General features: G+C 61.2%; 14 protein-coding genes. 9 read left to right on the top strand and 5 right to left on the bottom strand.

Features of this window, described 5'->3' with window-relative positions:
• The first annotated feature begins 188 nt into the window (after positions 1 to 188).
• From HFO99_RS18305 to HFO99_RS18290, 4 genes are all read left to right on the top strand, one after another.
• Positions 189 to 1,001 carry a transketolase gene (locus HFO99_RS18305; protein WP_222362695.1) on the top strand — a complete coding sequence of 271 codons (813 nt, stop codon included), beginning with the start codon at positions 189 to 191 and terminating at the stop codon, positions 999 to 1,001.
• Entirely contained in the window at positions 998 to 1,954 is a 957-nt protein-coding gene (locus tag HFO99_RS18300; RefSeq protein ID WP_222362693.1) for a transketolase family protein, read from the top strand. The genes HFO99_RS18305 and HFO99_RS18300 overlap by 4 nt, the downstream gene beginning before the upstream one ends.
• A 126-nt stretch (positions 1,955 to 2,080) precedes the next feature.
• On the top strand, positions 2,081 to 3,547 hold the full coding sequence (locus HFO99_RS18295; protein WP_222362691.1) for an FGGY family carbohydrate kinase: 1,467 nt from the start codon (positions 2,081 to 2,083) through the stop codon (positions 3,545 to 3,547).
• Between the two features lie 21 nt (positions 3,548 to 3,568).
• A complete protein-coding gene (locus tag HFO99_RS18290; protein WP_025394819.1) occupies positions 3,569 to 4,519 on the top strand; it encodes a sugar-binding transcriptional regulator in 951 nt (316 codons plus the stop codon).
• 21 nt (positions 4,520 to 4,540) lie between these two features.
• Here the strand turns inward: HFO99_RS18290 and HFO99_RS18285 are convergent, their stop codons facing one another.
• Genes HFO99_RS18285 through HFO99_RS18275 form a run of 3 tightly spaced genes read right to left on the bottom strand, consistent with a single transcriptional unit; the run spans position 4,541 to position 7,500 of the window.
• Positions 4,541 to 5,293, bottom strand: coding sequence for an ABC transporter ATP-binding protein (locus HFO99_RS18285; RefSeq protein ID WP_222334897.1), 753 nt, complete (start codon positions 5,291 to 5,293; stop codon positions 4,541 to 4,543).
• A complete protein-coding gene (locus HFO99_RS18280; protein ID WP_222362689.1) occupies positions 5,287 to 6,357 on the bottom strand; it encodes a FecCD family ABC transporter permease in 1,071 nt (356 codons plus the stop codon). Before HFO99_RS18280 ends, HFO99_RS18285 begins: the two co-directional genes overlap by 7 nt.
• A gap of 6 nt (positions 6,358 to 6,363) precedes the next feature.
• Positions 6,364 to 7,500 (bottom strand): ABC transporter substrate-binding protein, encoded by a 1,137-nt coding sequence (locus tag HFO99_RS18275; protein WP_222362688.1) that lies wholly within the window; start codon positions 7,498 to 7,500, stop codon positions 6,364 to 6,366.
• A 115-nt stretch (positions 7,501 to 7,615) separates the two neighbouring features.
• Here HFO99_RS18275 and HFO99_RS18270 point away from each other — a divergent pair, with 115 nt between their 5' ends.
• Entirely contained in the window at positions 7,616 to 8,401 is a 786-nt protein-coding gene (locus HFO99_RS18270; RefSeq protein WP_222362684.1) for a class I SAM-dependent methyltransferase, read from the top strand.
• A 275-nt stretch (positions 8,402 to 8,676) separates the two neighbouring features.
• On the opposite strand, the gene moaA is transcribed toward HFO99_RS18270, so the two are convergent.
• A complete protein-coding gene (gene moaA / locus HFO99_RS18265; RefSeq protein ID WP_222362681.1) occupies positions 8,677 to 9,723 on the bottom strand; it encodes a GTP 3',8-cyclase MoaA in 1,047 nt (348 codons plus the stop codon).
• 136 nt (positions 9,724 to 9,859) lie between these two features.
• On the opposite strand from moaA, the gene HFO99_RS18260 reads away from it, so the two are divergent.
• Together HFO99_RS18260 and HFO99_RS18255 are read left to right on the top strand one after the other, a co-directional pair.
• The gene (locus HFO99_RS18260) at positions 9,860 to 10,234 is read left to right on the top strand and encodes a gamma-butyrobetaine hydroxylase-like domain-containing protein (protein WP_032992510.1); all 375 of its coding nucleotides are present in this window, start codon (positions 9,860 to 9,862) and stop codon (positions 10,232 to 10,234) included.
• A gap of 62 nt (positions 10,235 to 10,296) precedes the next feature.
• A complete protein-coding gene (locus tag HFO99_RS18255; RefSeq protein ID WP_222362679.1) occupies positions 10,297 to 11,487 on the top strand; it encodes a low temperature requirement protein A in 1,191 nt (396 codons plus the stop codon).
• 3 nt (positions 11,488 to 11,490) lie between these two features.
• Here the strand turns inward: HFO99_RS18255 and HFO99_RS18250 are convergent, their stop codons facing one another.
• On the bottom strand, positions 11,491 to 11,958 hold the full coding sequence (locus HFO99_RS18250) for a MarR family winged helix-turn-helix transcriptional regulator (RefSeq protein ID WP_011652244.1): 468 nt from the start codon (positions 11,956 to 11,958) through the stop codon (positions 11,491 to 11,493).
• Between the two features lie 47 nt (positions 11,959 to 12,005).
• Between HFO99_RS18250 and HFO99_RS18245 the strand changes: the two genes are divergently transcribed.
• Together HFO99_RS18245 and HFO99_RS18240 are read left to right on the top strand one after the other, a co-directional pair.
• Entirely contained in the window at positions 12,006 to 12,986 is a 981-nt protein-coding gene (locus tag HFO99_RS18245; protein WP_222362676.1) for an alpha/beta hydrolase, read from the top strand.
• A gap of 37 nt (positions 12,987 to 13,023) precedes the next feature.
• Positions 13,024 to 13,635, top strand: coding sequence for a pyridoxamine 5'-phosphate oxidase family protein (locus HFO99_RS18240; protein WP_105006345.1), 612 nt, complete (start codon positions 13,024 to 13,026; stop codon positions 13,633 to 13,635).
• Positions 13,636 to 13,706: the final 71 nt, after the last annotated feature.

Below are 13,706 nucleotides of genomic sequence, written 5' to 3'. Positions count from 1 at the left end.
TAGGCTGACTGCAATTCATTCTGCGAATAAATATTCACTTATGCTGGAAAATTCATTAACAAGTTGCTTTCCGGCTGTCAACAGGATTTCTAGACTTGCAACTGTTGGTGTAGCACTTAAAGGGCTTGACTAATCGGTGTCTTGTGCAAAAATATTGATAACTGAATATTTATGCATGAGAGGAATCCATGAATACGACAGAACTCGAGCGGGTCGCTCGCGAGATCCGATTGCGCGATCTCCAGGCGGTCTTTGAAGCGGGCGCCGGCCATATTGGCGGGGAAATGTCGGTCATCGACATTTTGACTGCCCTCTATTTTCGTGTGCTGAATGTCTGGCCCGATCAGCCGAAGCACCCCGACCGCGACAGGTTCGTTCTTTCGAAGGGGCACACCGCATGCGCTCTGTATGTGACGCTCGCAAAACGCGGCTTCATCCCGGAGGAAGAGATTTCCACCTTTTTGCAGCCGCATTCGAGGCTGAACGGGCATCCAAATTGCAACAAGGTCCCTGGCGTCGAAACGAATACCGGCCCGCTCGGCCACGGCCTCCCGGTCGCAATAGGAATGGCAAAAGCCGCCAAGCTTTCAGGCGCAAAATATCACACCTATGTCGTCACCGGCGACGGTGAGATGCAGGAGGGCTCCAACTGGGAAGCGATCATGGCGGCTGCGCAGTTCAAGCTCGATAACTTGACGCTGGTCATCGACCACAACAGGTTCCAGCAGGGCGCCGCCCTGGCGGAAACAAACGATCTCGCCCCGCTTCGTCCGAAACTTGAAGCTTTCGATTGGGAAGTCACCGAGATCAACGGGAACAATATGAGCGAAGTCGTGTCAGCCCTCGAATACCGGGTATCGAGACCGCATTGCATCGTGGCCCACACCAACAAGGGGCATGGAATCTCGTTCATGCAAGACCGAGTCGACTGGCATCACAAGGTACCGAGCAAGGAACAATACGAAATCGCATTGGCAGAATTGTCGGAGGCACTGTCATGAACGCGCCAATAAACGCACCCAAGCTCTACGATTGCCGCGACGCATTCGCCACCACGCTTGAGCGGCTGGCAGCCGAAAACGAAACGATCGTTGCCGTCTGCAACGACTCCGTGGGCTCCTCCAAGCTCGGCGGCTTCAAGGCGAAGTTTGGAGAGCGCCTCGTCAATGTCGGTATTGCCGAGCAGAACATGGTGGGGGTTGCAGCAGGCCTCGCCAGTGGCGGACGCCTTCCGTTCGTGTGCGCCGCCGCTCCGTTTCTAACGGGACGGTCGCTGGAGCAGATCAAGGCCGATATTTCGTATTCGAATGCCAACGTCAAGCTGGTCGGCATTTCTTCCGGAATGGCGTATGGCGAACTCGGCCCGACCCATCACTCGATCGAGGATTTTGCCTGGACGCGGGTTCTGCCTAATCTTCCGGTCATTGCGCCTTGTGACCGCATCGAAACAGCTGCTGCGGTTGAGTGGGCCGCGGCCTACAACGGCCCCTGTTTCCTGCGTCTGTCTCGCGTAGGTGTGCCTGATCTGCTTCCGGAGGGTCACAAATTCGAACTCGGCAAGGCAAATCTGCTTCGCCAGGGTTCTGACGTCACCCTTATCGCAAACGGCACTTTGACTCATCGAATCTTAAAGGCTGCCGAGATCCTGGCAGAACGCGGTATCAACGCCAGAGTGCTCAACCTTGCAACGGTTCGTCCGATCGACGAGGACGCCATCATCGCCGCGGCGAAGGAAACCGGAGCGATCGTCACAGCCGAAGAGCATTCGATCTTTGGCGGGCTCGGCTCCGCGGTAGCCGAAGTGGTGGTCGACAATGCTCCAGTCCCGATGAAACGTCTCGGAGTTCCCGGCGTCTACGCTCCGACCGGTTCGGCAGAGTTCCTGCTTGACGAATTCGGGATGGCGCCGTCCGCAATCGCCGACGCCGCGCAGTCGCTGATCAGGCGCAAGTAACTGGGATGACGTGACTTTTGTTCTTACGCAATTCCGGACGGAAAACCGCTTGGCACTTTTCCTGGAATTGCTCTAGCCGGGACGCTTTTTGTCGTCCCGGCTGCCGTCTGATCCGGGGAGGATAGAATGCAGGCAATTCTGGCAATCGACCAGGGCACGACCAATTCAAAGGCAGTTCTCGTTTCCGAAACGGGAGAAATTGTTGGCAGAGGTTCGGCTCCAGTCGGCATCGCCTATCCGAAACCAGGCTGGGTCGAACAAGACCCACGCCGGCTCTACGCATCCGTCTGCGAGGCGATCGACGCCTGCCTGAAGGCCGTCCCCGACGTGGCTGTCGAGGCCGTAGCGATTTCCAACCAGCGCGAGTCGGTCACTGCCTGGGACGCCGAAACCGGAGAAGCACTTGGACCGGTGGTGAGCTGGCAGTGCCGTCGAACGGCACAGGATTGCGAACGTCTCATTGTCGAAGGCCACCTTCAGCGGGTGCAGGCGCTCACGGGCCTGCCACTGGATCCGATGTTCCCGGGTTCGAAATTCCGATGGCTGCTCGACCGTATTCCGGCCGGGCGATCGGTGCGGCTGGGAACGGTCGACAGTTGGCTCGTCCACTGCCTGACGGGCGGGCGCCGGCATTTTTGCGACGCTTCCAATGCCGCCAGGAGCCAGTTGTTCGATCTCCGGGAGCAGAGATGGAGCGAGGAACTTGGCGAGATTTTCGACGTGGATATCGCGCTCCTCCCCGAGGTACTCGACAGCTCTGCCGACTTCGGCAGGACGCAAGGGTTGCCAGGCGTGCCGGATGGAACTCCGATAATGGCCGTGATCGGAGACAGTCATGCTGCGCTGTTCGGTCATGGAGCATTCAAGCCGGGTGATGGCAAGGTAACCTTCGGAACCGGCTCTTCGGTGATGACGACGCTTCCGCGATTTATTCCCCCACGCAACGGCGTCACAACGACCGTCGCATGGCGTCTCCATGGAAAGCCGACTTTCGCTTTCGAAGGCAATATTCTCGTCTGCGCCGCCAGTCTCCCCTGGATGGCAGGCATTCTCGGCCTTTCGGACGTGGCGGCCCTTGTCGAACTTGCGGCGAGCGCCGAACCGGGCGGACCGGGCTTCGTGCCGGCATTCGTGGGACTGGGCGCACCTTATTGGAACTCCGACGCCCGTGCCCTGTTCTCCCAGATCAACTTCAATACGACACGTGCGCAAATGGCGCGCTCGGTAACCGACTCGATCGCTTTCCAGGTGCACGACGTGATCGCCGCCATGCGAGCACAAAGCGGCGGCGAGCTCGGGGCGCTCTATGTGGACGGCGGACCGAGCCAAAACCGCTTCCTGATGCAGTGTGTCTCGAACCTCATCGAGCATCCCGTGATCCAATGCGAAGCACCCGAGGCGTCGGCTTTGGGAGCCGCATATCTCGCGGGTCTCTCACTTGGCTTGTGGAGCGATCTTCAGGTTATCGCGGAGCTGCCCCGGAGCTCACATATCATTGACCCGGAACCCGTGGATCGAGCGGTGCTTCTGAATACCTGGAATGATGCACTTGCCCGCTCGACGGCACGCGAAACAACGGCTAATGATGAATAAAAATTCACCCTAGGATTAGCGATGACTCGCCTCAATGAACTCCGCCTCATCTCAAGGGTCGCCCAGATGTACCACTTGGAGGGGCGGCGACAGGCGGAGATCGCACAGCACCTTCGCCTGTCGCAGGCGACAGTGTCGCGCATGCTCAAGCGTGCCGAGGCCGAAGATATTGTGCGAACCAGCGTGACCCCTCCCGTTGGCACCTACAGCGAGCTTGAGAGCGCGCTTCGCGAAAGATACGATCTGCCGGAGGCGATCGTCGTTGAGTGTACGGAAGATCGGGACGGCGCCATCATGGCCCGTATCGGAGAGGCAGCGGCTCATCTCTTGGAGGTGACGCTTGCGCCAGGGGAGATCATCGGCGTTTCGAGTTGGAGCCAGACCATCTCCAAGATGGTCGAGAACATTCATCCCCTGAAGAGCGCTCCGGCGAAATACGTCGTCCAGACCCTTGGCGGCATGGGCGATCCTTCAGTGCAGACGCATGCGACGCAGCTTACCACGCGGCTTGCTCGGCTGACCGGCGCTGAGCCGAAACTGCTCGCTGTGCAGGGCGTTACGACGTCCAGAGAGGCAAAGCTTCTTATGCAGGCCGATCCATACGTTCGGGAGACGATGGACCTGTTCGGCAGCATAACGCTTGCGATTGTCGGGATCGGAGCAGTCGAACCGTCCGAACTTCTCGCCCGGTCCGGCAACATCTTTTCGTCTCGCGAACTGTCTGATCTCGCGGAAGCGGGAGCCGTCGGCGATATCTCTCTTCGCTTCTTCGATAAGAACGGCAAGCCGGTCAAGACGCCCTTGGACGACCGGGTTATCGGCCTTCCACTCGAGGATCTTGAACGAGTGGACCGGGTCATTGCTCTTGCCGGCGGATCCAAAAAGACTGACGCGATTGCAGGCGCGCTCCGCGTGGGGGTCATCGACATGCTTGTTACGGACAAGTTTACCGCGCAGCGATTGATCAACTGACGAGGCAGGCTGTTGCCCACCTCAATGCGCTGTCCCATCCACGATCACATGATCGTATTCCATCGAGCATTTCTCGACCCGGGCCTCGACCCGGTAGATCTCCCGCAGCATCTCGGCGGTGACGACGTCGCGGGGGGTGCCGCAGGCGTGCATGCGGCCGTTGGCGATGACGAGGACCTTGTCGGCGAAGCGGAGCGCCTGGTTGAGATCGTGGATGGCGATCAGCACGATCATGCCTTTGGCGCGGGCCTGTCGACGCATGAAGTCGAGGACCTCGACCTGGCGGTGAAGATCGAGCGCGCTGGTTGGTTCGTCCATCAGCATGATCTCGGGTTCGCGGACCAGGGCCTGGGCGATCGAGACGAGTTGGCGCTGGCCGCCGGAAAGCGCGCCCAGATCGCGGAAGGCGATGGCTGACATATCGAGCGCTTTCATGATCTCGTCGATGAAGCGGAGGTCGCTGTCGCTGACGGCCCAGGACTGGCCCTGCTTGCGGGCGAGCAGGATGGATTCGTAGACGGTCAGCACGGCGTTTGCCGAGGTATCCTGCGGCATGTAGCCGATGGCGTTTTTCGCCTTCGAGCCTTCGACGACGACATGGCCCGGCCCTTTTAGGAGGCCGGTGATGCGCTTGAAGAGGGTCGACTTGCCGGCAGCGTTCGGGCCGATCACCGCCACGACCTCGCCCGATGTCATCACCGGCGTCGTCACGTCCTCGACGAAGAGCTTGCGACCGTGATAGGCGCCGACCGACTGCAACTGAAGCGCTACCACGACCGGCTCCTGTTCGAGAGGATGAGCGAGAAGAAGAAGGGCACGCCGACCAGCGCGGTGATGATGCCGATCGGGAAGACGACACCCGGAATGATCGACTTCGAGACGATCGAGGTCAGTGACAGGAGCAGCGCGCCCGACAGGACAGAGCCCGGCAGGAAGAAGCGCTGATCCTCGCCGAGGATCATGCGTGCGATATGCGGCCCGACGAGGCCGACGAAACCGATCGTACCGACAAAGCTGACGGGGACTGCGGCAAGCAGCGAGACCACAAGCATGGTTTCCAGCCGGATGCGGCGGACGTTGACGCCGAAGCTCGCGGCCTTGTCCTCGCCAAGGCGGATGGCGGTCAGTGCCCAGGCATTGCGGGCAAAGAGGGGAAGTGCTGCCAGCAGAACCGCGAGCGTCACCCAGATCTTCGGCCAGGTGGCCTTGGTAAGGCTGCCCATCGTCCAGAAGACGACAGCCGACAGCGCCTGTTCTGAGGCGAGATATTGCAGGAAGGCGAGCAAGGCATTGAAGGTGAAGACCAGTGCGATGCCGAGCAGCACAACGGTCTGCACCGAGACGCCGCGGGCCTGCGAGACGAAATGGATGAAGAGCGTGGCGATCAGCGCCATGATGAAGGCATTAACCGGCACCAGCAGGCCGGCTGCGACTGGCAGAAGCGGAACGCTGGTGACGATCGCCAGTGCGGCGCCGAAGCTTGCCGCCGCCGAAATGCCGAGCGTGAAGGGGCTGGCGAGCGGATTGGCGAGGATCGTCTGCATCTGCGCGCCGGCGACGGAGAGCGATGCGCCGACGACGATCGCCATCACGGCAACCGGCATACGGATGTCCCAGACGACGGCTCGCACCTGATCCGAAACGGAGGAGGGATCGAGGAGGGCCGAGACTACCTCGGCAAGACTATAGCGGGCCGGACCCCAGGCGAGATCGACGGCAAAGGACAGGCAGAGCGCTGCCGTCATGGCGGCAAGGATCAGCAGCTTGCGCCGGGCAAGGGCGCGGTAGCGCTCCCTCCCGGCTTCGGCTTCGATCGATATGGCGGCGATCTCGGCCATTTTGGACTACTGACCCGCCTTGGCGTCGACCCAGTAACCCGGCTGGTAGGCGACCGGCAGGAATTTTTCGTGGAATTCCTTGAAGGTGGCATCCGGATCGAGATCGGCAAAGAGGTTCGTATGGAACCACTTGGCCAGCTGCTGGACGGCGACGAACTGGTAGGGGCTGGTATAGAACTGGTGCCAGATCGCATGGACATTTCCGCCGGCAACCGCTCTGGAGCCGGTGAAGGCAGGGTTTTCCACCAGCGTGTTCAGCGCCTTGCGGCTGTCGTCGAAGGTGACGGCGGCATTCGGGCCGACATTCACAAAGTCCTTGGCATTCTTGGTCTGGCTCCAGTTGGAACCGGTGACGACGATGACGTCAGGATTGGAGGCGACGACCTGCTCGGCATTGATCGAGCCGGTATAGCCCGGCAGGAAATCGGAGCCGAGATTGTGGCCGCCGGCCCAATCGACCATCAGGCCGAAATTGTCGGGACCGAAGGTGCCGCAGCATTCGACCAGGCCTGCGGCGCGGTACATGAAGACATTCGGCTTCGGCGGATTGGCGGCCTTCAGTCTGTCGGTGACGCGGGCCATCTGCTCTTTCCAGAAGCTGGCGACGGCTTCGGCGCGGCCTTCATGGCCGAAGATCTGGCCGAGGATCTTCAAGCTCGGCTCGGTGTTGGCGAGGATATGCTCGCGGAAATCGATGTAGACGATCTTCACGCCGATGCCGTTCAGCATGTCTTCAAGCTTCACCTCGTCGGCGGCCGCTTTGTTGCCGATCGGCAGCAGCAGCACGTCGGGATGAAGCTTGACGACCGTCTCGGTCTGCAGCGTGCCGTCGGTCAGGTTGCCGAGGAAGGGCAGGTCCTTGCCCTTCGGAAACTTCTCGACATAGGCGTTGAAGCCGTCCTTGTCGGTGGTCCAGAGATCGTTGCGCCAGCCGACGATTTTGGCGAAGGGATCTTCCTTCTCGATCGGCGCGACGGCGTAAAGCATGCGGCCTTCCCCAAGGATCACACGCTCGACCGGCTTCTCGAAGGTCACTTCACGGCCGGCCACATCCTTGACGGTGAAGGACTGCGCCCAGGCCGAAAGCGGCAACAGGCTCGCAATCGCCGCTGCGGAGACTGCGAGTATTTTCACGAAATTCATCTGGAAATTCCCCCGGTGTCTGAATAATGTTCGCAGGCATAAGAAATATGACTTTATGAATCAAGTTCTATGTTTTAGAGCGTTTCCAAACTGATCCGATGCCGGGGTGCCTCAGATGAATTCCATGAATACGAACTACTCCATCCGCGATGAAATCCGCGACTTCTGGTCGGAACGGGCGGCGACCTTCGACCAGAGCGTCGGCCATGAAATCTTTTCGGAAGCTGAGCGGAAAGGCTGGCAGCGGCTGATCAGAAAACATCTGGGCGAGGGGCAGGGGCGCGCGGCGCTCGATCTCGCCTGCGGCACCGCCGTCATCTCGCATCTGATGCATGATGTCGGCTTTGCGGTCACCGGCCTCGACTGGTCGGATGCGATGCTTGCGCAGGCGCGTGCCAAGGCGAAGAAGCGCGGCACCGATATCCGCTTTGTTTCCGGCGACGCCGAAAACACGATGGAGCCGAAGGACAGCTACGACGTCATCACCAACCGCCATCTCGTCTGGACGCTGGTGGACCCGGCTTCGGCCTTTAGGGAATGGTTCTCGGTATTGAAGCCGGGCGGCAAGGTGCTGATCCTCGACGGCAATATGGGCAAGGATACCTGGGTCAAGGGCCTGCAGAAGCTCTGGACGAAGGTGACCGGCAAGCCGCCGGCGAGCCACATGTCGCCGGAGATGATGGCGCGGCACCAGAAGATCCGCTCACGCGTGCATTTCTCCAGCCAGATGCCGGCCGAAGCAGTCGTCGATCTTCTGCGCCAAGCCGGTTTTACGGATATCGTCATCGACCGCAAACTCGCCGACATCCATTGGGCGCAGGCCCGCAAGATGCCGTTTCTGCGCGGGCTTGAGCGTATGGTGCAGGAGCGGTTTGCGATTTGTGCGCGTAAGCCTGGGTGATGAGGAGCGGCTCCCTCTTCTCCCCAGCGGGGAGAAGGTGGCCGAAGGGTCGGATGAGGGGGCCACTCGGCACAACGTTGATTGCTCTTCGCTTGCGCTCAGCGCATTCGCTCCTGTCGTCGCTCACCCCCTCATCTGCCCTGAAGGGCATCTTCTACCCGCTGGGGAGAAGAGGGAGTCTGCCTCACCGTATCCCGGCCCTTCGCATGGCTCAGGGCGTTCGAAGCTGCAATCGATTCACTGGATCGATTGCTCCCGCTTTGCGGGACCGCTTCTCACCCACCCGTAACACTCATATGCCTTGCCACGGCCGGCCGGTTATGCGTGCGGTCGATGATGAAGTCGTGGCCTTTGGGTTTGCGGGTGATGGCCTCGTCGATGGCGGCGTGGAGGAGGGCGTCGTCTTCGGTGGCGCGGAGTGCGGCGCGCAGATCGGCGGCGTCGTTCTGGCCGAGGCACATGTAGAGCGTGCCGGTGCAGGTCAGGCGGACGCGGTTGCAGCTCTCGCAGAAATTATGGGTCATCGGCGTGATGAAGCCGAGGCGGCCGCCGGTTTCTTCGACCCTGACATAACGCGCCGGGCCGCCGGTCTGGTAATCGATGTCAGCAAGGGTGAACTGGTCTTCGAGATCGGCGCGCAGCTTCGAAAGCGGCAGGTACCGGTCGGTGCGGTCTTCTTCGATTTCGCCCATCGGCATGGTTTCGATGACGGTGAGATCCATGCCGCGGCCATGGGCGAAGCGCAGCAGCTCCGGCATCTCGGCATCGTTGAAATCCTTCAGCGCCACGGCGTTGAGCTTGATCTTCAATCCTGCCTTTTGAGCCGCGTCGATGCCTTCCATGACCTTGGCGAAATCGCCCCAGCGGGTGATCTTGCGGAACTTGTCGGGATCGAGCGTATCCAGCGAGACGTTGATCCGGCGCACGCCGCAATCATAGAGCTCTTCGGCATGGCGCGAAAGCTGCGAGCCGTTGGTGGTCAGCGTCAATTCGTCGAGGCCGGAGCCGATCTTCTGGCCGAGCTGGCGAACCAGATACATGATGTTCTTGCGCACCAGGGGCTCGCCGCCGGTCAGCCTGATCTTGCTGACACCCTTGGCGATGAAGGCGGAACAGAGCCGGTCGAGCTCTTCCAGCGTCAAGAGATCCTTCTTCGGCAGGAAGGTCATATTCTCCGCCATGCAATAGGTGCAGCGGAAATCGCAGCGGTCGGTGACGGAGACGCGGAGATAGGTGACCGCCCGCCCGAAGGGGTCGATCATCGGGTGCGCACCTGCCACCAGCGGCGATGCATTGCCTATCGTTCCGATTCTGGTGTTCACCTGTATCTCCGTACTCTTATCAATGTGGGCATATGCTATTGTCGCGTCAAGGGAAACAGCCCGCGCGAGCATGCCAATTTCAGCTTGCGCTGAAAAAGATCAACGCCTACTCCTCGCATGAGAAGAGGACAAAATGATGAGCGATATCTGGCCGAGCGAACTTCGCGTCTCGAAAGACAGGCAGCGGCTGGTGGTGACCTTCAACGACGGCCAGAGCTTCGACCTGTCGGCCGAACTCTTGCGCGTGCTGTCGCCCTCGGCCGAGGTGCAAGGCCATGGGCCGGGGCAGAAGGTGACGGTGCCGGGCAAACGCAATGTCGCGATCATCTCGATGATGCCGACCGGCAATTACGCGGTCCGGATCGGCTTCGACGACATGCACGATACCGGCATCTACACCTGGACCTATCTGCGCGAGCTCGGTGAACGGGGCGCTGAGCTGTTTTCCGCCTATGAAGACGAGCTCCGCGAAAAGGGCATGAACCGCGATACGGCGGAGAAGCCGCGCTGACGCTCACGAGAGCGCCGCTATCAGTTTCAATAGACCCATAATTCCAGCCATCGGGGGGCCATATGGCGAAAACGAACGGAAAGAACTGGCTGCGCGCCAAGGGCAGCGCCAGCAGCAACAAGGTGACCTTCCTCGAACTGTTCTTCGACCTGGTCTTCGTCTTTTCGATCTCGCAGCTCTCGCATGCGCTCGCCGCCCACTACACGCCGCTCGGTGCCGCCGAAGCGGCGCTGATGACCTTCGCCGTCTGGTGGGTGTGGATCTTCACCGCCTGGGTGACGAACTGGCTCGATCCGGACAAGATGCCGGTGCGCGGGATGCTGGTGGCGCTGATGATGCTCGGGCTGCTGCTGTCTGCCTCCATCCCCGAGGCTTTCGGCGACAAGGGGCTGCTGTTTGCCTGCGCCTATGTGGCGATGCAGGTCGGGCGCTCGCTGTTTACGACCTATGCGATGACGCGCGTCGACCGCGCCAATACGCTGAATTTCGTCCGCATTACCGCCTGGCTCGTGGCAGCAGGGGTCTTCTGGATTGCCGGCGGGCTGCTCGAGCATGAAGCCCGGCTGATCGCCTGGGTGATAGCGCTTGCGATCGAATATGCCGGGCCGGCCGCGGGCTTTGCCGTGCCGGGGCTCGGCCGTTCCACGGCGCGGGACTGGGACGTTTCCGGCGCGCACATGGCGGAGCGCTGTGCACTCTTCGTGATCATCTGCCTCGGCGAAGCGATCCTCGTGTCCGGCCGCACCTTTGCGGAGCTGCCGTTCTCAGGACTGACCAGCGTCGTCTTCGTCACCGCTTTCATCGGCACGGTCGCCATGTGGTGGCTCTACTTCCGCTTCGGCCACGGGCGCGCCGCCCACCGCATCGAGCATGAAGAGACGCCGGGAAGCTTGGCGCGGCAGGCCTTCACCTATGGGCATATCCCTATCCTTGCCGGCATCATCGTCCATGCGGTCGCGGTCGAGTTCATGTTCTCGCATCCGCACGAAACCGGCGATCTCGGCATCGCCGCAGCCGTGCTCGGCGGCTCCGGCCTGTTCCTGATCGGCAATCTCTGGTTCAAGGGCGCGACCAGCGGGCGGATGCCGCTCTCGCATCTCGCCGGCCTGGTGTTTTTGATCCTGCTTGCCTTTGTCGAGCCTTTCATCGAGGTCTATCTAATGGGCATTCTGGCGACGCTGGTGCTGATCGTCGTCGCCGCCTGGGAATACCGCTCGCTGACGGGCACGGAGGCGGCGCCGACGCTGCATTGAACATCAGTCCTCGTCGCGCAGATCTTTCAGCAGCACAGTGATGATGCGCTCCATCGAATCGGCAGTCGCCATGCATTGCTCTATCGGCTCGTCCGACAGGACGCGGTCGATGAGGCCGGTCTGGATGGCCATGGCTTCCTCACTCAGCTTCCGACCCTCTGGCGTCAAATAGAGGCGCAGCACGCGCTTGTCGCGCTCGTCATCGCGGCGAAGGATCAGACCGCGTTTTTCCATCTGCGGCAGCAGCATGCTCATATTGGAGCGTCCGACCAGGAGTTTGCGCGCCAGCTCCTGCTGTGAGATGCCTTCGAAGCGGTAGAGATTGACCAGGATATCGAGGTGCGGCGGCTTGATGTCGAGATCGGCAAGCGAGCGCGCAAGAGATTGTTGCATCAGCTGGCAGGCGCGTGCCACCGCGATCCAGCTGCGAAAACGCGGATGATCCCAGGGAAGGGATTGATTTTTGTTCATCGTTGTACTTTATTGTTCAGTGTTGAACAGTCTTTTGGAATCCCACTATGGCAAACTTTGCGCTTGACGTCACCCGCCTCGGGTTTTCGGTTCTGCAGGCGGTTTCGCCTGATCTGGCAGGCAAAGCGGCGTTCCGGCTGTTCTGCCGGACGCCATCGGCTAAGCCGAAGGGAGCAAAGGCGAGGGCGGCGCATGTGGCGGGTGCGGCCCGACTTGCCGGCGCCGAACGTTTCACCCTCCGGCTTTCCGGCGGACGCCAAGCGCACGCCTATCGGCTGAACGGCGGGGCGAGGGGCAAACGCAAGCGCTACCTGGTGACGCACGGCTGGGGATCGAGCGCGGCATATATGGCCGAACTCGTCTCGATGCTTTCGGCAACGGGCGCGGAGGTCGTGGCGCTCGATTTTCCCGGCCACGGCCGTTCCGGCGGGCGTTTCCTGCATATGGGGCTTGCGGTCGAGACGATCGCGGCGGCCGAGGCGCGCTTCGGCGCATTCGATGCGGAGATCGGCCATTCCTTCGGCGGTGCGGCGCTGATGGTCTCGGCGGCGGGCCTGCTGCCCGGCGTTGCGCCTGTTGGCGGCGAGCGACTGGTGCTGATCGGCGCGCCAAGCGAGATGGGCTGGCTGTTTACCGATTTCGGCCGGATGATCGGCCTTCGCCCTGCGACGCAAGCGGCGCTGGAGAACGAGGTCCATCGCGTCACCGGCCGGAGACTTTTGGATTTCGACGCCGGCGAGGCGGCGGGCGTCATCGGCCGGCCGGTGCTCGTCATCCATGCCGAAGATGATAAGGAGGTGTCGTCTCTCCATGCCAGGCGGTACGGCGCGGCGGGAAAGGGCATTCGACTTCTCTGGGCGAACGGCTTCGGCCACCGGCGTATCATCGGCGCCGCACCGGTTCTTGCCGCGATCGCGGCGTTTCTCGACGGCGATCGGGGCGTGGGTGAAGTGCCTGATAAAGACATCAAAAAAGATGCGGAGATCATTCCGTTTTTTGAGCTTCCGGCAAGGCGCGCGGCATTGTAGCGTCCGTCGCGAAGATCAAGCCGCGGCGGGACGCCTCATGAAAATCATCAGCAGCATCGAAGAGCTCAACACGATCTATGGCGCCGGACTTTCGCCGGCCTCCGTCACCAAGGTGACGAAGCAATTGACCCCGCTCTATCGGGAGATGATCGAGATCTCACCATTTGCGGCGCTTGCGACCGTCGGGCCGGAAGGGCTCGATTGTTCACCGCGCGGCGATCTCGGCGGCGTGGTGCGCGTCGCCGACGACGAGACGCTGCATCTGCCGGATTGGCGCGGCAACAACCGGGTCGATTCGCTCTCCAACATCGTGCGCGATCCGCGGCTGGCGCTGATGTTCCTGATCCCCGGCTCGAACACGACGATGCGCATCAACGGCCGCGGCGTCGTCTCCGACGATGAGGCGTTGCTTTCGAGCTTCGAGATGGACGGCAAACACCCGCGCACCGTCGTCGTCATCTCGATCGACGAGGTCTATTTTCAATGCGCGCGCGCCGTGATGCGGGCCGAACTCTGGAATGGAGAACACTTCGCCGATCCGGCGAAGCTGCCGACGCCTGGGCAGATGCTGAAGGCCGCGACCGGCGATTTCGACCAGGAAACCTACGATCGGGAGTGGCCGGGGCGGGCGGCGAAAACGATGTGGTAAAACGCCGTCATCTTGTTGTGACGGCTCAGTTTTTTTGACAAACATCGGCCTTTACTCGACGTCATCCTCGG

This window comes from Rhizobium leguminosarum (assembly GCF_019798305.1).
Taxonomy (GTDB): Bacteria; Pseudomonadota; Alphaproteobacteria; order Rhizobiales; family Rhizobiaceae; genus Rhizobium; species Rhizobium leguminosarum_U.
The sequence above is the reverse complement of the archived record's forward strand: the minus strand, read 5'-3'. Positions and strand labels throughout refer to the sequence as shown.

Coding starts and splice junctions, on each gene's coding strand:
- HFO99_RS18305 (WP_222362695.1), top strand. CDS start 189: ATGAATACGACAGAACTCGAGCGGGTCGCTCGCGAGATCCGATTGCGC.
- HFO99_RS18300 (WP_222362693.1), top strand. CDS start 998: ATGAACGCGCCAATAAACGCACCCAAGCTCTACGATTGCCGCGACGCA.
- HFO99_RS18295 (WP_222362691.1), top strand. CDS start 2,081: ATGCAGGCAATTCTGGCAATCGACCAGGGCACGACCAATTCAAAGGCA.
- HFO99_RS18290 (WP_025394819.1), top strand. CDS start 3,569: ATGACTCGCCTCAATGAACTCCGCCTCATCTCAAGGGTCGCCCAGATG.
- HFO99_RS18280 (WP_222362689.1), bottom strand. CDS start 6,357: ATGGCCGAGATCGCCGCCATATCGATCGAAGCCGAAGCCGGGAGGGAG.
- HFO99_RS18275 (WP_222362688.1), bottom strand. CDS start 7,500: ATGAATTTCGTGAAAATACTCGCAGTCTCCGCAGCGGCGATTGCGAGC.
- HFO99_RS18270 (WP_222362684.1), top strand. CDS start 7,616: ATGAATTCCATGAATACGAACTACTCCATCCGCGATGAAATCCGCGAC.
- HFO99_RS18260 (WP_032992510.1), top strand. CDS start 9,860: ATGAGCGATATCTGGCCGAGCGAACTTCGCGTCTCGAAAGACAGGCAG.
- HFO99_RS18255 (WP_222362679.1), top strand. CDS start 10,297: ATGGCGAAAACGAACGGAAAGAACTGGCTGCGCGCCAAGGGCAGCGCC.
- HFO99_RS18250 (WP_011652244.1), bottom strand. CDS start 11,958: ATGAACAAAAATCAATCCCTTCCCTGGGATCATCCGCGTTTTCGCAGC.
- HFO99_RS18245 (WP_222362676.1), top strand. CDS start 12,006: ATGGCAAACTTTGCGCTTGACGTCACCCGCCTCGGGTTTTCGGTTCTG.
- HFO99_RS18240 (WP_105006345.1), top strand. CDS start 13,024: ATGAAAATCATCAGCAGCATCGAAGAGCTCAACACGATCTATGGCGCC.